Origin of the sequence: Nostoc sp. C110 (assembly GCF_043099725.1) — a bacterium.
GTDB classification, from domain to species: domain Bacteria; phylum Cyanobacteriota; class Cyanobacteriia; order Cyanobacteriales; family Nostocaceae; genus Nostoc; species Nostoc muscorum_A.
In genome coordinates this window covers 5,508,412-5,527,406 of the sequence record NZ_CP171148.1, presented here as the reverse complement: position 1 = coordinate 5,527,406, position 18,995 = coordinate 5,508,412, and the positions used below count along the sequence as shown (strand labels likewise).

Annotated in this window: 10 protein-coding genes and 1 pseudogene; 7 read left to right on the top strand and 4 right to left on the bottom strand. The window is 41.3% G+C overall.

The features are described 5' to 3' along the window. Window positions 1-13: 13 nt before the first annotated feature. From ACFFRD_RS28700 to ACFFRD_RS28690, 3 genes are all read left to right on the top strand, one after another. Window positions 14-772, top strand: a complete 759-nt coding sequence (locus tag ACFFRD_RS28700) for a TVP38/TMEM64 family protein (RefSeq protein WP_114081623.1) — start codon at window positions 14-16, stop codon at window positions 770-772. Continuing rightward, on the top strand, window positions 741-1,514 hold the full coding sequence (locus ACFFRD_RS28695) for a TVP38/TMEM64 family protein (RefSeq protein ID WP_392479042.1): 774 nt from the start codon (window positions 741-743) through the stop codon (window positions 1,512-1,514). Before ACFFRD_RS28700 ends, ACFFRD_RS28695 begins: the two co-directional genes overlap by 32 nt. Window positions 1,515-1,764: 250 nt before the next feature. Then, on the top strand, window positions 1,765-3,318 hold the full coding sequence (locus ACFFRD_RS28690) for a mercuric reductase (RefSeq protein ID WP_392479040.1): 1,554 nt from the start codon (window positions 1,765-1,767) through the stop codon (window positions 3,316-3,318). Between the two features lie 181 nt (window positions 3,319-3,499). On the opposite strand, the gene ACFFRD_RS28685 is transcribed toward ACFFRD_RS28690, so the two are convergent. Beyond that, a complete protein-coding gene (locus ACFFRD_RS28685; RefSeq protein WP_392479038.1) occupies window positions 3,500-7,420 on the bottom strand; it encodes a PA14 domain-containing protein in 3,921 nt (1,306 codons plus the stop codon). Between the two features lie 1,203 nt (window positions 7,421-8,623). Between ACFFRD_RS28685 and ACFFRD_RS28680 the strand changes: the two are divergent. Beyond that, window positions 8,624-9,211, top strand: a pseudogene (locus tag ACFFRD_RS28680) (magnesium transporter); the annotation flags it as partial. A gap of 28 nt (window positions 9,212-9,239) precedes the next feature. Here the strand turns inward: ACFFRD_RS28680 and ACFFRD_RS28675 are convergent. Both ACFFRD_RS28675 and ACFFRD_RS28670 read right to left on the bottom strand, forming a co-directional pair. Further along, window positions 9,240-9,497, bottom strand: a complete 258-nt coding sequence (locus ACFFRD_RS28675) for a hypothetical protein (RefSeq protein ID WP_392479036.1) — start codon at window positions 9,495-9,497, stop codon at window positions 9,240-9,242. 411 nt (window positions 9,498-9,908) lie between these two features. Beyond that, a complete protein-coding gene (locus ACFFRD_RS28670) occupies window positions 9,909-10,781 on the bottom strand; it encodes an SDR family oxidoreductase (RefSeq protein ID WP_392479035.1) in 873 nt (290 codons plus the stop codon). Window positions 10,782-11,706: 925 nt separating this feature from the next. Between ACFFRD_RS28670 and ACFFRD_RS28665 the strand changes: the two genes are divergently transcribed. Continuing rightward, on the top strand, window positions 11,707-13,308 hold the full coding sequence (locus ACFFRD_RS28665; protein WP_392479033.1) for a peptide ligase PGM1-related protein: 1,602 nt from the start codon (window positions 11,707-11,709) through the stop codon (window positions 13,306-13,308). Between the two features lie 12 nt (window positions 13,309-13,320). Here the strand turns inward: ACFFRD_RS28665 and ACFFRD_RS28660 are convergent, their stop codons facing one another. Then, window positions 13,321-15,231, bottom strand: coding sequence for a protein kinase (locus ACFFRD_RS28660; RefSeq protein WP_392479032.1), 1,911 nt, complete (start codon window positions 15,229-15,231; stop codon window positions 13,321-13,323). 396 nt (window positions 15,232-15,627) lie between these two features. On the opposite strand from ACFFRD_RS28660, the gene ACFFRD_RS28655 reads away from it, so the two are divergent. Next, window positions 15,628-16,902, top strand: a complete 1,275-nt coding sequence (locus ACFFRD_RS28655) for a DUF4255 domain-containing protein (RefSeq protein WP_392479031.1) — start codon at window positions 15,628-15,630, stop codon at window positions 16,900-16,902. Continuing rightward, complete coding sequence (locus tag ACFFRD_RS28650; RefSeq protein WP_392479028.1) at window positions 16,899-18,887, top strand: ATP-binding protein; 1,989 nt, start codon at window positions 16,899-16,901, stop codon at window positions 18,885-18,887. Before ACFFRD_RS28655 ends, ACFFRD_RS28650 begins: the two co-directional genes overlap by 4 nt. The last annotated feature ends 108 nt before the right edge of the window (window positions 18,888-18,995 follow it).

The following is an 18,995-nucleotide window of genomic DNA, read 5'->3' as shown; positions in this document are numbered from 1 at the left end:
CAAACTTATAAAAATGAAAAAACCTTTATTAACTTCTAAACTCAAACTACTACTCCTAAGTTGCCTGATTTTCACTTTAATAATTGCTGCTAAACAATTAAACTTTCAAGGACTTTTACACACATCAATCATTTGGGTTGAGAGTCTTGGAGTTTTAGGGCCTATCGCTTATATATTCATTTACAACTTGGCAACGTTATTATTTATACCGGGTTCTCTCTTGACACTCAAAGGTGGTTGTCTGTTTGGAGTATTTTGGGGGTCAATATATGTGCTAATTGCTGCAATAGTCGGAGCAACTTTAGCTTTTATTATTGGACGCTACCTTTCACGAGATTGGGTTTCTCGACAAATGGACAAACATCCTAAATTTAAAGCAATTGATTTAGCAGTTGCTAAAGAGGGATGGAAAATAGTTTTTCTAACTCGTCTCTGTCCCGTTTTTCCCTTCAATTTATTAAATTATGCTTTTGGAGTCACACAGGTTTCTCTCAAAGACTATATATTAGGTTCCTTTGGCATTATTCCTGGTACTGTGATGTACGTTTATATTGGTTCTTTAGCTGGTAATCTTGCCATGATTAACACGTCTCATCAACCAACTACTCCAGAAACTCAAGTCTGGCAATGGATAATGCAAGTAGTTGGGTTGATTGCTACCGTTGCTGTGACTGTATATATCACAAAAGTTTCTCAAAAAGCATTAGCTCAAAGTGTGGCATTAGAAGAAATAACAACCCATGACAAAAATAACAATCATTCAGATATTTAAAAGTATTGATGCCAGAAACTTACAGAAGCTTTTTAACCTAGGTGTATTAATATTATTGATATTGGCGAGTGCTTTCGCATTAAACACAGACGCGGCTCTAGCAGAAGAATCTGCAAATCCAAATTATTTCAATCCTCAAACCATTTTACGGGATTCGTTGCAGTGGATTGATAGCCTGGGTGCATTGGGAGCCATAGCTTTTATTGCCCTTTACATTATCGCCACCGTTGCTTTTTTCCCTGGTTCTATTCTCACCTTGGGTTCTGGCGTTATATTTGGCGTAGTTTGGGGTTCTTTGTACGTCTTCATTGGTGCAACCCTTGGCGCTACAGCTGCTTTTCTCGTTGGACGTTATTTAGCAAGGGGTTGGGTTGCTGGTAAAATTGCAGATAACAAAAAATTTGCCGCTATTGACCAAGCTGTTGGCAGAGAAGGATTAAAAATTGTCCTGCTAACGCGACTCTCGCCAATATTTCCTTTCAATTTATTAAATTATGCCTTTGGCATCACGGGAGTTTCACTTAAAGATTATTTCATTGGCTCTGTAGGGATGATTCCTGGAACCATTATGTACGTTTATATAGGTTCCCTTGCAAGTAATCTTGCCATGATTGGTACTGAAGCTCAACCTACTAACCCAACTTTACAATGGGCAATTCGGATTTTGGGTTTGATTGCGACAGTAGCCGTTACAGTTTATATAACCCGGATTGCACGTAAAGCTTTAGAAGAGGAATTGTAGGTACTTTATTGTGGGCTATTCAACAGCAAATTGCTGTAAATTATCGATTGTTGAAACGTTTATACAGGAAAACTTTAATCGTATCTGTCAATTCCCAAACGGACAAAACAATTCAAAGGTTGTATTTATTATTAAACAAACATAAAAAACAAGAGACTGAACCAACTAAATTTATCAGGATTCTTAATTTTCAATTCCTCCCAAAGGTAGTTGACTTTAGTATTTTCAATTCTTAAAAGAGGTTTCGCCAATGACCAATTCAGATTTAGAGAGAGTCACGGTTCGCCCAACGGATGAGTATAACCAAAAGTTGGTATCTTACGTGCATCCGCAAAATTGGGTTAATCCTCAACCTGCCGATGTTTATGATTTGGTAGTAATTGGGGCTGGTACGGCGGGATTAGTGGTGGCGGCGGGTGCTGCGGGTCTAGATTTGGGTTTAAAAGTGGCGTTAATTGAAAAGCATCTTATGGGTGGAGATTGCTTAAATGTTGGTTGCGTACCATCTAAAACTATTATTCGGTCTGCCCGTGTAGTTGGCGAAATCTGGGATGCTAAAAACTTGGGAGTTAATATTCCCCAACATAATAATATAGATGTGGATTTTCCCAAAGTCATGGCAAGGATGCGGCGGATAAGGGCTGATATCAGCCACAACGACTCGGCGGAGCGGTTTCAAAAGTTGGGTGTCGATGTCTTTTTGGGTAGCGGTCGATTTGCGAGTAAGAATACTGTGGAAGTTGGCGGTAAAACCCTGCGGTTTAAAAAAGCTGTAATTGCTACTGGCGCAAGAGCCGCACAACTATCGATTCCGGGAATTGAAAATGCGGGTTATCTAACGAATGAGACGGTTTTTTCCCTAATTCAACGACCGGAACGTTTAGCGGTGATTGGTGGCGGCCCCATTGGTTGCGAATTGGCGCAAGCTTTCCGCCGCTTGGGTTCTGAGGTGGTACTTTTCCATAGCGGTTCTCATCTTTTGAATAAAGAAGACGCTGAAGCTGCTGAAGTTCTGCAAAAGGTTTTGATTAGGGAAGGAATTCGCGTAGTGTTGAATTCCAAATTAGAAGAAGTGGTAACTGTTACTGAGGGGAAACGACTTTACTTTTCCTCCAATGGTCATCGAGATTCGGTGACAGTAGATGAAATTTTAGTCGGTGCGGGGCGATCGCCAAATGTCGAAAATCTAAATTTAGAAGCTGTGGGTGTAGAATACGACAAGCGCCAAGGTGTGAAGGTAAATGATTACCTCCAGACGACGAATCCCAAAATTTATGCGGCTGGCGATATCTGCATGAACTGGAAGTTTACCCATGCTGCTGATGCTGCGGCGCGGATTGTAATTAAAAATACGCTGTTCTCTCCCTTTGGCTTAGGACGCTCGAAACTCAGCAGTTTGGTGATGCCGTGGGTAACTTATACTGACCCAGAAATTGCCCACGTGGGGATGTACGAACACGAGGCGCAGAAATTGGGTATTGAGGTGACGACAATTAAAATACCTTTTAGTAGTGTAGATCGAGCGATCGCAGATGGTGAAGAATCAGGATTTCTCAAAATCCACCATAAAAAGGGGTCTGATGAAATAATTGGTGCAACTATTGTCGCCAGTCACGCGGGTGAGATGATCTCAGAATTAACTACAGCAATGGTGAATAAGCTCGGTTTGAGTAAGTTAAGCTGTGTAATTCATCCTTATCCCACTCAAGCCGAAGCTATTAAAAAAGCAGCTGATGCTTACCGCCGCACACTCTTGACATCAAATACTAAAAAATTATTGGGATTTCTGACAAAGTTATCTTGACAAAAATCAGTGCACAGTTATTCGACTGTTCACTGATAATTGATACAGCAGTTTTCAAGTAAATGAGGTATAAAGTACAGGATTCAAAATCAGGCATAAAAAGTTTACTTCCTTCTTCCTGCCTCCTGCCGACCTCGCGGACTCGCTACCGCTGCGTTATCCTGCATCCTTCAAGTCATCTCTAAGCAGGTCGGAAGCGATCAATTTCACCCCCGGTCAAGTTTGCGTAGTACAGATTACCATCTTTTCCTGTGGTGATTTGTGTAGGCACTCCTAGATTTGGCGTGTCTGCTGAGGAAGCAAACCGCTTAACAGAGACAAGTTTGCCTTGGCTATCGAATGTCAAAGCATCGATAGTTCCTTGACTGAAATCACCAACGAATAACGCACCTTGATAGATTGAGGGGAAAGTATTGCCTGTGTAAAAGTCACCCATAGTAATCGAATTGGAACTAAAATGCTTGTAAGTATAAACTGGTGCTGTAACAGTTTTGCCACTACTATAAAAGTCTTTTGCTGCATTTAGGGTTGCATATTTTGGTTGTTGCAGGCTGACAATGTTGCCTTTTGCATCAAGACCTCCTTCATAGAACGGCCAGCCAAAGTTAGCTCCTGGTTTTCCGATATTGACCTCTTCGTAAGTATCAAAGCCAACATCACCAATAACAGGGGTATTGGTCTTCTTATCAATTGTGAAACGGAAGGGGTTACGTAAACCTAAGTTATAAACCTTGGAACGATTGCTATTGGGATCGCCGTTGTAGAAAGGATTACTTGATAGACCTTGACCAGTAATCGCATCAATATGCAGGATCTTGCCGGACAGATTATCGATATCCTGAACGCGAATTGCTCGCGGATCTATCCCGTTGTAGGAAGTCCCGTCTCCTAAGCTCACAAACAGAGAACCATCGGTACCAAAGCGCACAGCACCAACTGAGTGAGATTCACTATCGTTGGCTATAAAATTCTGGACATTTTGGACTTTATCAAGATTATTGAGATAATCCTGCAAGCTAGTAAACGGCTTACCAGTATCTTTGTTAATAATTCCTGATGGTGCGTAGCCAAGTGAGACATTTGTGCTATTTCCATCTGGACGGCTAATATTATCCCAAGTGGCATTAGTACCCAATAGCACAAATTGGCTGCCGGCAATGGCAGTAGTGTAATTTGTTTTCGGGTCAGCTGTTACCCGAATTAGCTGTGCAGTCCGATTCCCATTCTGATCGGGATTGTCCAATGTGCTATTGGGATTGTTCTTTGGGTTGTTTGGATTAGTTTCTGGTGGATCGTAAGTATACAATAGGTAAACATAGTTATTGCCAGTTGGACTTTTGCCAAAATCTGGATGTACAGCAATGCCTAAAAGACCGCGATCGCGCGTGTCATTTACCTGTCCAGAAATATCGATAAATGGTGTTGCTAATAATTTGCCGTTGTCTAAGACTCGCACTACCCCATTTTTCTGAGCAATGAACATCTGCTTTTGGTCAGCTGTCCAGTCAAAAGCTGCGGGTTGATTCAAACCAGAAGCTACTGTATCTAAAGCAAACTTAGTAGAGTCATTATCAAGAATCGTGATAGTTGTTTGTTGATTAGTTAGTTGGACTCCAACTGCATTACTAAAGTTGAGAGTAAATGTTTCATTTGATTCCTCAACGTTGTCATTAATAATGGGGATAATAATGTTTTGCTGGCTTTGTCCTGCGATAAAACTCAAGGTTCCAGATTTACTTTGGTAGTCAGATCCAGCTTTAGCAGTTCCATCCACAGTTGTGTAGTTGACACTAGCAGCCCCGACAGTGTTACCCCGTGTAGCTGTCACTGTAGCTGTACCGGCACCCTCATTAATTACTGGCGCACTAAAATCGATGCCAGAGCGATCGTTATCTTGAATCGTAATTCCAAGAGTTCTTTGGAGTCCTAGTGTTGCTCCCCCTGGCTGATCGATAACAAAACTAAAGGTTTCATCTACTTCTATTAATGAATCGTCATTGATCGGAATTGATACTTGTCTGCTACTTTCACCCGGCGCAAAAATAATTGTTCCAGCGCTTTCGCTACCATCACTTCCGTAGTCAACTCCTGCTGTGGCAGTACCAGCTATGGTTGCATACTTGATTGAAGATGTGCTGCTTAAATCACCACTCCTGAGCAAAGTTATGGTAGCATTAACAGCGCCTTCGTTTAGAGTTGTGGAAGATGATCCTAATGTGATTGTGGTCTGAAGAACTGGTGAATACAGTTGTGATTGAGGAATAATTTCTTTGGTCTGAGAAGCACTCGACCAAGCCAGTTTGGAAACGGCATTGACGGTATTTTCGAAGTATTCAAGCTTAATATCATACTTCTGACCTGCAACTAGTGCGATCGAGCCGCTAAATTCAGTGGCAGATTGATTGACAAACTGATTGATGATTTGCTGACCATTCACCCAGAGTCGCACACCATCATCGCTAGTGGTATAGAAGTTGTAAGTCTCACTGTACTTGGCTTGTACCTGACCTGTCCAACGTGCTGAGAAGGTATCTGGAGCAATGAACGATTCTGGAGAACCAAAACCCCAGTCAAAGTTAACTGTCGTATCTGTACGGGTTTGCTTCAGGTTGGTAAAGTCGATGTTGTCGTAGTACTCTGCTTTGAGTCCGTTGCCGTTGCCATTAGCGCTTTGACTATAAAGTTGGGACTGAGGAATGATTTCTTTGCTTTGAGAAGCACTTGACCAAGCCAGTTTAGAAACGGCAGTGACAGTATTTTCGTAGTATTCAAGTTTAATATCGTACTTTTGACCTGCAATTAGTGCGATCGAGCCAGTGTTTTCTGTAGGTGATTGATCGACAAACTTATTAATAATTTCTTGACCATTGACCCACAGCCGCACACCATCATCGCTACTGGTGTAGAAGTTGTAAGTCTCACTGTACTTAGCTTGTACCTGACCTGTCCAACGTGCTGAGAAGGTATCTGGAGCAATGGTCGGATCTGGAGAACCAAGACCCCAGTCAAAGTTCACCGTCGCATCTATGCGGGTCTTCTTGAGGTTGGTTAAGTCGATGTTGTCGTAGTACTCTGCTGTGAGTCCGTTGCCATTACCACTAGGAGGTACGTTGCTCTGGCTATAAAGTTGGGACTGAGGAATGATTTCTTTGTTCTGAGTAGCACTCGACCAAGCCAGTTTAGAAACGGCAGTGACGGTATTTTCGAAGTATTCAAGCTTAATATCGTACTTCTGACCTGCAACTAGTGCGATCGAGCCGCTAAATTCAGTGGTAGATTGATTGACAAACTGATTGATGATTTGCTGACCATTCACCCAAAGTCGCACACCATCATCGCTAGTGGTATAGAAGTTGTAAGTCTCGCTATACTTGGCTTGCACTTGACCTGTCCAACGTGCTGAGAAGGTATCTGGAGCAATGGACGAATCTGGAGAACTAAGACCCCAGTCAAAGTTCACTGTCGCATCTGTACGGGTTTGCTTCAGGTTGGTAAAGTCGATGTTGTCGTAGTACTCTGCTTTGAGTCCGTTGCCATTACCAATAACAGGTACGTTGCTCTGACTATAAAGTTGTGACTGAGGAATGATTTCTTTGGTCTGAGTAGCACTTGACCAAGCCAATTTGGAAACGGCAGTGACAGTATTTTCGAAGTATTCAAGCTTAATATCGTACTTCTGACCTGCAACCAGAGCGATTGAGCCAGTGTTTTCTGTCGGTGATTGATTGACAAACTTATTAATGATTTGCTGACCATTTACCCACAGCCGCACACCATCATCGCTAGTGGTATAGAAGTTGTAAGTCTCGCTGTACTTGGCTTCTACCTGACCTGTCCAACGTGCTGAGAAGGTATCTGGAGCAATGGACGAATCTGGAGAACTAAGACCCCAGTCAAAGTTCACCGTCGAATCTATGCGGGTTTTCTTCAGGTTGGTGAAGTCGATGTTGTCGTAGTACTCTGCTTTGAGTCCATCTCCTTGAGAAAGCAGACTGGCACTAGCTTGAGGAGAAATACTTGGCAGCAGCGTCTTATCAAGGGTTTGTAGAGATTTATTATCAATTACTGTTGGGTTAGAATTTTGATTCTGTAATTCATTCATTGAAATATATGCCTCACAATAATGCTAGAACTAATTCCATAATTAATGTTGTGGAACTAGTTTTATAATGGATATTTCCAACAAAAAAGGCGTATCTATACTAGGTGTAAACATATTAATAAGATAACAGTAAATTTTCTTATGAATATATTTGTTGCATGTAATATTTTCTCTTAATTGCTGATAGAAACTATTTTTTTATATATGCTCCTTCGCTCATATCCCTTTCTAATGGGCTGCCTATTTGTGTCAACCTCAAAATGAACGAATATGGACTGATGTACCTTTCTATATATTCTTTGAAGGTAGATTATAGAGAAGAATTGGTACTACAAGAAATACCAGATATTAATTATCGGAAGGGTGCAATAGTCCTTATAAATGGTTATTTTTTGTTACAAGTTTATAATCTTTTGATTAAATTCACCAAAGTGAATTTAATTAAAAATTACAAGTAACCTCTCAAGAGAGCCTTTAATCTAACTGATAAGCAGTTACATAAATTTGAAACAAAGCAAAATCCAAGATGTCAGATAAATGCTTAAGTAGTCGAAAATTATATTTTACATGAGAATGCTTAAGTACTGTCATTAGATTTATCAACTACATATTTGACACTATATTAGGGTGTTATGTCTATCTTTTTTATAGAACTTTATTTAAATATTCATATTGCTATATACCTTTTTAAAGGAATATAAAAGTTTTAATGGTTTTTAAATAAAAATTACCAATATAGGGAATGATGTCATGTTTTCTAGCCTCATATTTCTTAATGAAATGAAAATTATATAAAGAAAATTTTTAATATTTAAAGATTTAAAAAAGTAATATTTATCTATGCTTCATCTTGACTATTAATTCATATCTTTGTGGTAAGAAACAGGAGAGAGGCTTTGCAACCCAGTTGTTGTTTTTTTCCACTTATATCAAACTACCCTGCCTTCTCGACGCGGTAAGGGGGAATTCAAAGCCTCTCGATCTTTCGCAAAGAGGAATGGAAGCGGGGTTTATAGTATACTTAACGACTTTCCAAACATCCTCTTAAACTCAATAAAGTTCAGTTAAGGGCTACTGGCAAAAATTTTGGGTTTTTGAGATGCACGATAAATCGCCGTCTCTACAAGTGTTTTGGTCTTATCTGAACTCTATTGCTCTTAAACTAGGGTGTAAGTGGGAATGTTCAAGCTGATTTGAAGATAACAAGAAACCACCGAAGATATCTATACCTTGGGTGGTAGTGTGCAGTCGGGAGCGACAACTATTTTCAGATGAATTTATTAGAAATTGCTCAGAAGCAGGTTGTATGGTTGTTGGTTTTTACTTATAACCAATACACCATTACAGGAATAATTATTAAGTCACAAGAAAAAATCTTAACAAAAGTGGTAACACTGACGGCGTTTGTCCCTTTGCTGACTTGTAGCTAGCGGTAATGTGCGTGCCCAGTCTTCTACAGTGGTGATTCGAGGGATGAACACTGATGAAATGCGATCGCTTGGCATATTGCAGATAGTTGGCCGCGAAACGATCGCTACTATCTAGGCTTACTTTCTGCAAAAGCGATTAGAAGTAGCGATCGCGGCATGTGCCTGTTAGCGATTTCTGTATTAGCTTTTATCTCTGGTTCAGCACTGCCGTTTCTATTTTGCTACCTCCTGTTTAGATCCGGCATTGATGTCAGCACCATTTATTACTACAGAAGTTGATGTAGTAGGCGTTTTGATTTATTTCAATTTGGCGCAGTTAATTTTAAGGTTAAGAAAGGAGTCATTGGTCATTAATCAATAACAAATTACAAACGACAAATGACTATTTTTTACAATTCTGATTCCGTCACTGGAGCAACAATTTCGCCAGTACCCAATTGCAGTATCATGTCTTGTTCAGTAATTAATCCACTGAGTTCTTTTACTTGTAAATTCATTTCTTCACAAGCTTGTCTGAGTTCTCGGGCAAATTTGTTGAGGTCTTGACCATAGCCACATTGATAAGCAGCAGTTTCAATTCCTTGCTTGGCATTTGCTCTAGCACAATCTACTAGTTCTGTGCCATATAGTGGTGTATGAGATGCCATAGACGTAGTTGTTATCTCTAAATGTATGCTGCTGAATAGACTATCAATATTTCAATTTTTACTCATCCCTCTAATGGAAGACAATGAGGGTAGAGTTAGTAGTTAGAAGTTAATAAGTTATAATTTTGAACTCTGATAACTTTAGTTTTTGAATTTGGAATTAAACAAAAAATATAAAATTCCAAATTTTATGACTTCTAACTCCTAACTTTTTTATTGAACAGAATTCAGGAGTCAGAATGGGCTAAACCTTAGCTATCCGCTAACAGAATTAATTCTGTACGAAAAAGCGGATAGCGTAGCGGTAGCGTTCGCGCAGCGTCTCGTAGAGAGGAACGAGCGTCTTGATTCTGACTCCTGTTAGCGGTAGCGGGGCGTTTAGCCCATTCTGACTTCTGAATTCTTCTTCAATTAGCCATTGACAACTTCGCCACCATTTACGTGCAGAACTTGTCCAGAGACATAAGAAGCATCATCAGATGCTAGATATACATAACTGGGGGCAACTTCTTCTGGTTGTCCGGCTCGTTGCATTGGTACTTGTTTCCCAAAATTCTCAACTTTCTCTTCGGGGAAAGTTGAGGGAATTAAAGGTGTCCAAATTGGCCCTGGTGCGACAGCATTAACGCGAATTCCTTTTGACACCAAATTTTGTGATAAGGAGCGGGTAAAAGCAACGATTGCACCTTTTGTAGAAGAATAATCTAGCAGATGTGGGCTACCTTTATAAGCTGTTACCGATGTGGTATTGATGATAGCACTGCCTGTTTGCAAATGCTTGAGTGCAGCTTTAGTCATAAAAAACATTGAGAAGATATTAGTGCGGAAAGTTCGCTCTAATTGTTCTTTAGTGATTTCTTCAATACTTTCTTTAGGATGTTGTTCGGCGGCGTTGTTGACGAGAATATCGAGTTTGCCAAACTCACCAACTGTTTGTTGGATAGCTTGCTGACAAAAAGTTTCATCGCCAATATCGCCTGCGATAGTTACTGCCCGACGACCTTGTTTTTCTACCAAATGTTTTGTTTCTTTGGCATCATCGTGTTCATTCAGATAAAGGATAGCCACATCTGCACCTTCTTTAGCAAATGCGATCGCTACAGCACGACCAATACCACTATCTGCACCCGTAATCAATGCTACTTTATCTTGTAACTTGCCACTACCTCGATACTGGGCATCATCTGCTTTCGGTTTTGGTGTCATTTCTGATTCAACACCTGGTACTTCTTGCTGCTGTGGCGGCTGCAATGTTTTCTCTTTTTTCTCTTTTGATTTAGGCATAGGTTTTTCTTGGTAATTGAATATTGAGTTGGGCATTTATTACCCCTATCTTTCTCATTAGCCATTTTCAAAAGCAAACCCTGGATCAAAAATTTAACCCAAGGTCCATTTTCTGTATTTGGCTCCTACTTGCTATTTACAATTTTTCGGGTATACATATCCCGAATTTGTAAGCAAGGTACTTATTTCTAGCAATTGTAGGCGGCTGACGTTATTTATACTCAAACATGACAGACACTATTCACCTGACGGCAAGAACAACTATAAAACTATGATTCGATGAAATAGTTATCTCTTTCATCTGCTCTTAAGTTAACTATTAAGTTGCTGTAATTTATCGCTCTATAGAGGTAAACTAAGTTAAAATTTGCTCAACCTTAAGACGGAAAATAAATTAAATAATAAAAATTATTCAATTAGTTAATCATGATTCTTCTAGCTCACTCAATAACCATGCCATTTTCAATAAATGAAAATATAGATTTATACTTTTTCACTTTGTAGCTGCACAACTACCTACCAGTTTGTCAAGTTTAAATTTATAGATATAGGAATCCACTTTGATTTTTTTCGCGTAGCGTGGCGTAGCCATAGTTACTTGCGTATGCAGGCAAGAAGCAATAGGAAAGAAGACTTTCTAAATTGTACGGAGTTTTTTCACGTAATAAAAGATGAATCCTAGGGACAATTTTAGATTAATGAGTTTAGTCCTTATTTTCTAAGTAATAAACTCATTACTACAAACCTTTAAAAGTAGCTTGACAGAATAGTAATATCATGCGTTTAAAGTTCATGAGTATTAATTTAAGCTGATATCTGCATAGCCACATTTTTGCAGGATAAAGTACTTGCTTACTAGTTACCAAACTAATAGGCCAAAAGCCTGCGTGGTGCGCTACATTGGGATTATTAGAGGGCAGGGGTTATGGCAATACTAAATATTTCCGAGTTAGAGCAGGCTGAAAAGTTTCGCCAATTACAATTAACCCTGCGCGATCGCTGGAAAACGATCGAGTCATTTGACAATAGTGAAGCGGATATTTTAATTATTCCCTCCCTGAGTCTTGACCAGCGCGAACTCCAAAAGATCGAAGGCTGCGAACATTATGAAGAAAGATTACTATTTTCTTTAATTCGGTTGCAGAATCCCCGGACTCGGCTGGTTTATATAACATCAGTACCACTGCATCCTAGTATCATTGATTATTATCTGCAACTTTTGCCAGGAATTCCCTTTTCTCATGCTCGCAATCGCTTGCTGCTACTTTCTACTTACGATTCTTCCCTTAAACCTCTTAGTCAAAAGATTTTAGAACGCCCCCGTCTACTAGAGCGGATTCATCAATCTTTGAGGCTAGATAAATCATTTATGATCTGCTACAACTCTTCGCACTGGGAAGGCGAATTGTCTTTAAAATTGGGTGTACCACTGTATGCTGCTGCACCAGATTTACAGATTTGGGGGACAAAAAGTGGCAGTCGGCAAATCTTCGCTGAAAGCGGAGTTCCGCATCCAGATGGTAGCGAAAAAATTTGGAACCACACAGATTTAGCAGAAGCTACCAGTGATTTGTGGGAAAGACAACCAACATTAAAACGGGTAGTGGTAAAACTCAACGAAGGCATTTCGGGAGAGGGAAATGCCTTGCTCGATCTGAGGCCAATTGAGAATTTAGCACCAGGTATTGGTACTCATGCTCAAAGGGTAGCAGCAATTAGCGATCGCTTCTCAACAATGCGCTTTCAAGCAAAACTTGAGACTTGGGATAATTTTTCGGGAAGAATCCCGGAATTAGGGGCAATTGCCGAAGCATTTGTAGAAGGGGAAATAAAGCGATCGCCCAGTGTCCAAGGACGGATCACACCCACTGGTAAAGTGGAAATCCTTTCAACTCACGACCAAATTCTCGGAGGTCCAGACGGTCAGATTTATCTTGGTTGTAGCTTCCCGGCTGATGAAAGCTACCGATTGCAATTACAACAATTAGGACTACAAGTTGGTAGAAAGCTAGCAGAGAAAGGTACTTTAGAGCGATTTGGCGTAGATTTTATCACCGTTGACAAGGGTAATGGTGAGTGGGATATTCAGGCGATCGAAATTAATCTGCGTAAAGGTGGCACAACTCATCCATTCATGACCCTGAAATTATTAACAAACGGTCGCTATGACCTTTCCACGGGCTTATTTTATAGTCAGCAAGGTCGTCCAAAATACTACATTGCTACTGATAATTTGCAAAAAGAGCGCTATCAGGGATTGTTACCTAATGATTTGATGGATATCATCGCTGAACACAGACTACACTTTGACACTGGTACAGAGACTGGCACAGTGTTTCATCTCATGGGTTGTCTTTCGCAGTTTGGCAAGTTGGGATTAACCAGCATCGGTGATTCTCCGCAACAAGCACAAGATATTTATAACAAAGTTGTCAAGTTTTTGGATGAAGAAACCCGCAGCGAAAATCATGATTTCTCGGCGTTTTCAGATTATTCTTTTCCTGTAGCTTGGGATGAACATAGGTAAGCTATTAGCTAATTAGTTCTGAATGCGATCGCTATTAGGTAAACTTTCCTGGTTGCTAGGTTCTTTACGAGATTGAGTATAAATATAGGCCACCAAGGCTAAAGTCAGCCCAATGGCCAACACTACTCCCAAGATTCGCAAAAAATTGGGAGTAATTTTCGTAGCTAGCTGCTCACTTAGCTTTGGTTGGTAAATAGTGTCATCTAGTGGTGCTTGTCGTCTGCCTTGACTGGATGCAGACCGTGGTTGATACAATGTCACATCTGGCGGTACCTGTTGTCCGCCTTGATTCGCTCCAGGTCGCGGTTGAAACAATGTCTTATCTGGCGGTACCTGTTGTCCGCCTTGATTCGCTCCAGGTCGCGGTTGAAACAATGTCTTATCTGGCGGTACCTGTTGTCCGCCTTGATTCGCTCCAGGTCGCGGTTGAAACAATGTTTTATCTGGTGGTACCTGTTGTCTACCTTGATTTGCCCCAGGTCGCGGTTGATACAAGGTCACGTCCGGTTTCCTGGGGTTGGGATTATTTACAGGACTCTGTGGACTTTGCTCAACGGGATTAAACTGCCTCGGAACTGTTTCGTTATTTGAACCTTGGTTGTATCCAGGCTGAAGGGGAGGAACTGTTTCCTCAGATTGGTTTTGCTCAATCGGGTTAAATTGTCTGGGAATAGTCTCGTGATTTGAACCCTGATTATATGCAGATGGAGGGCGGAGAACGGTGTCGTCGTTTGATTGTCTGGGAACAGTTTCGTGATTTGAACCCTGATTATATGCAGATGGGGGACGGAGAACGGTGTCGTCGTTCGATTGTCTGGGAACAGTTTCGTGATTTGAACCCTGATTATATGCAGATGGAGGACGGTAAACGGTATCGTCGTTTGATTGTCTGGGAACAGTTTCGTGATTTGAACCCTGATTGTAGGAAGGTTGTGATTGCCCGGTAGCTTTTTTGGGTAAGTTAATAGTGTTTGTGACGGATTTTGCAGCAGCTTGCAAAGCAAGATTGAGTTCTTCTACCGTTGCAAATCGGTTAGCTGGGTTCTTGTGGAGGCATTTCATCACCACTGCTTCCAATTCTACGGAATAATGCTCACAACCTGGCTGCGATCGCAGTGGCTTCGGTGGTTCATAGGCATGAGCTAATACCCAAGAAGCCTCGCTGACATGACTACCCTTAATGCTGATTCCAAAGGGATCGGCGGCACTCAGCATTTCATAAAGGATAATTCCTAAACTATAAATATCACCTCTTGCATCCAGGTTTTTATCGCTTTGGATTTGCTCAGGAGGTGCGTAACGAAATGTCCCAATAAAAGTACTGGTAATATTTGTAATATTGTGATTTTCTGAAGATTCACTCCGAATTTTGGCAACACCAAAATCCAAAACCTTCACCCACTCACCCAAATCTGTAGGTACTAAAAATATATTATCTGGTTTCAGGTCACGATGAATTACCTGAATATGTTCAGTACTTTTTCCGCCTTCCCGTTGGAGAGTAACCCCTTGATGGGCAAGCTGTAAACCTTTGCAAACTTGCGCCATAATTTTCACCGCCCGCTCAACAGATAGCCGCTTCTCGCGCAGCAGTAATTGTCTGAGCGTTTGCCCGCGTAAATATTCCATTACGTAAAATGGAAAGCCTTCTGGGGTGAATCCACAATCACTAATTTTAACTATGTGGTCACTTTGCAAAGCAGCACAAACTGCTACCTCACGCTCAAAACGCTTTCTCATTTCTTGTGATGCCACCAGCGTATCTTTGAGCAACTTCAACGCTACCTGTTGACCCACACGGGTGTCCGTTGCCAGGAAGACATCTCCCATGCCACCCCCGCCTAACCGTTTGTCTAAACGATATCGCTCGTTATCACCTACCAAGCGACCAATCCAAGAATTTGAAGGAGGTGGGGATTTCATCTGGGGGAACCCATTCTAGTAACTTTAAGGTTTTGACTTTAGCTCAGATATACTACTAGTATTACAAATATTTTGCTTACTTGGTAACTTAGATGAATATTAGTAATATATATTACTTAGCGTTTATCTGATTATACTCAGCTTAACATATTACTAACTTAAAATAATATTAGCAATTTGATAAAATGTTTAAAATTAAGCCCTATGGTACTTTAAATTGGTTCCTGATGTGAAGTTAACGCAAATTATACGAGGTCTTTAGGTTCATTAGTGCTGATACTTCGTATGCCATGCGGATAGTCTCTGTTACAGAATATTTAAAGTTTTGCAAAATATATTCTGTCAATGTACTCTGGCGTACATGATTAAGATGTGCTATTGCCATGAGGAACGAGGATGAGTAATGTACTCTCTATAGCCGCCGTGACAGCAGTACTAAAAGTCTTGCTGGAAAATGGCTTAGTCAGCGATCCGATCGCTGCGAGTGTTGGTGATGTGATTGTAACTGCCCTACCGCCCGATCGAATTTCAGTTGAAGCTGACGAGCGGGCTCAAATTAACCTGTTTCTTTATCAAGTAACACAGAACCGCAATGTAGATTGGGTATCTCAGGAATTTCGGAGCAGACATTCACGTATAAATGGAAACACATCCTCTCAGAGCCAGCCACTAGCTCTTGACCTCCATTACTTACTAACAGCTTATGGAGCCAAGGATTTTCAGGCGGAGCTTTTATTGGGCTATGCAATGCATTTATTACACAAAACACCAGCCATCACATCGGATATTATTGAGAATACTCTGATAAATGCTTCTACAACCAATACCTCAAGCGCTTTTTCGCAAGCTGTAGCAAGTGTATCTGTACCTGATTTAGCTGAACAAATTGGTCAGATTAAACTGACTCCAGAGTTTTTTAACATGGAAGAAACTTCTAAATTATGGTCTGCGTTACAAACACACTATCGACCTTCAGCTACCTATTTGGCATCAATGGTATTGATTGAGAGTAGCAAACCTGAAAATTCTGAAGTCTACATAATGCCCTTGTCTCAACCGACTATAGAGCAAGTTATGGCTTCGGCAAAGACGGAGCAAACGATTGTTACGGGCACAACATTAGTAATTCGTGGTAAACGTTTACGCGGTGAGATTACCCGAATCCGTTTGAGTCATAGGGAGACTTTACTAGTACCTCATGATGTTAAAGAAACACAAATTAGCCTGTTAATCCCATCAGATTTATATGCAAGTGTGCAAACTATCCAAGTTGTACATCTAACAATGGGCAATGCAGGACAAACAGATTATCTATTTGAATCAAACGTTGCAGCTTTTGTCATCCATCCAACAATTACGGCATTTGTCGCTCAAGTGGAAAATAGCGGTGAAAATTTACGCACAGCAGAAATTACGGTTAAATTCCAGCCCAAAGTTGGTAAGGCGCAGCGAGTAGTTTTGCTACTCAATGAAGTATCAGTTAATAGTCCGGTAGCTTACTCTTTCTTGGTTGCACCACGCACTGAAGACACCGATGCAATTACTATTCCTATCAAAAATGTAAAGCCAGGGACTTATATTGTTCGGGTGCAAGTAGATGGGGCAGAAAGTCCACTGTACCAGAAGAATCAGTCTGGAGCTTATGATTCGCCACAGGTGACAATCTTATGAATGCTACAACAAATAGTAATTGGGATGAGGCAAACTACCGCTATTTATCAGCAGCCCTTGCCGTGGTGCGTGGAATTTTAGAAAATCACACAGCAAAAGAGCAAAATCAATCTGTAGAGAAAAATCAAGAGAATTTACAGCAAGCTTTACAGGAAGCGGCGGCTGCAATGCCTGCGCCATCGGCATTGGAGAGAGTATGCAAAATATTTAGCCTCTCATCCTTTGAACGTGATTTGTTGCTGTTGTGTGCAGGTATGGAGTTGAATGGAGATTTTGCTAAATTGTGCGCCATAACGCACGGAGATTTACAACGAGCTTACCCAACTCTAAGTTTAGCTTTGTCCGCTTTACCTAACGTCCACTGGGATGCGATCGCTCCAAATGCTCCCTTACGTCATTGGCGGTTAATTCAAATTGGTGATGGTCATGCCTTGACTCTCAGTCCCGTCAGAATTGACGAACGAATTTTACATTATCTCACGGGCATTCAATATCTTGACGAACGATTAGCTGGCATCATTGAACCATTACCAGAGGTTAGCGATCTAGTCCCCTCGCACCAAGATTTAGCAGAGCGAGTTGCAGCAGTTTGGTCGCAAGCTGACAAAATTAATAGCTTACCAATCGTGCAGCTATCTAGTAGCGAAACAACTAGCAAACGCGCCATTGCCGCGGCCATTTGTCAACTCCAGGGTTTAAGTTTGTGGGTAATGCCTGCACAACTGATTCCCTTAGTACCTAGTGAGTTAGATAATCTGATTCGCCTATGGACTCGTGAGACGATTTTAAGTAAGTGTGCGTTACTCATAGACTGCAACGAACTAGATAATAATGATATGGCGCGGCTGAATGCGATCGCTCGTTTCATCGAACGCACCAAGGGCTTTTTAATAGTTACGAGTCGAGAACGGATTGGACTAGGACAACGCCTAGTAGTTAATTTTGACGTACATCAACCAACTAGCAAAGAACAAGGTACAGTTTGGCAAGATGCCCTAGGTTCAATGGCATCACAAATGAACGGGCAAGTTAAAACCCTAGTGGATCAGTTTAACCTAAGTGCTGCAACCATTCGGGCTGCTTGTGCAGAAGCCGCAGGACAGTTAGCACAAAAACCAGACAACGATATCACTAGCATTTTATGGGATGCCTGCCGTGTCCAAGCACGTCCGCGTTTGGATGAACTCGCCCAACGGATTGAGCCATCTGGTGATTGGGAAGATTTGGTATTGCCAGAGGCACAGAAACAAGTTCTGCGAGAAATTGCGGCTCATGTCCGGCAACGCAGTACTGTATATAACAATTGGGGTTTTGGTGGCAAGAGTGCTAGAGGATTGGGAATTAGTGCCTTATTCGCAGGTGCTAGCGGCACTGGTAAAACCTTGGGGGCAGAAGTACTCGCCCATAAATTGCGCCTCGATCTTTATCGCATTGACCTATCATCGGTAGTTAGCAAATATATTGGCGAAACAGAGAAGAATTTGCGCCGGGTATTTGATGCTGCTGAACAAGGTGGGGTGATTTTGTTATTTGATGAAGCTGATGCTTTATTTGGCAAACGTAGTGAAGTTAAAGATGCGCGCGATCGCTATGCCAATATTGAAGTTAGCTACCTGTTGCAACGGATGGAAAGCTATCCAGGTTTAGCAGTCCTGACTACGAACTTAAAAAGTGCAATTGATACAGCCTTTTTGCGCCGGATTCGCTTCGTGGTGCAATTCCCCTTCCCCGATACAACACAACGAGCCGAGATTTGGCGGCGCGTCTTTCCCGCCGACACCCCAACCGCAGACTTAGATGCTCTGCAACTAGCACGGCTAAATGTCGCTGGGGGTAACATCCGTAACATAGCCTTAAATGCAGCTTTCCTCGCCGCCGATGCCGGGGAAGCAGTGCAGATGAAACACGTATTACGGGCTGCTCAAACGGAATATAGCAAGTTAGAGAAGCCTTTAACTGATGCGGAAGTTGGGGGGTGGATGTGAAGAGGGCAGGGGGCAGGAGTTAATTTTAGAAGTTGCCAAATCATTTTGCAAATATGCAACGTCATATTTGATATGATGCGTGATTCGTGGGTTTTGTAACTCACCTAA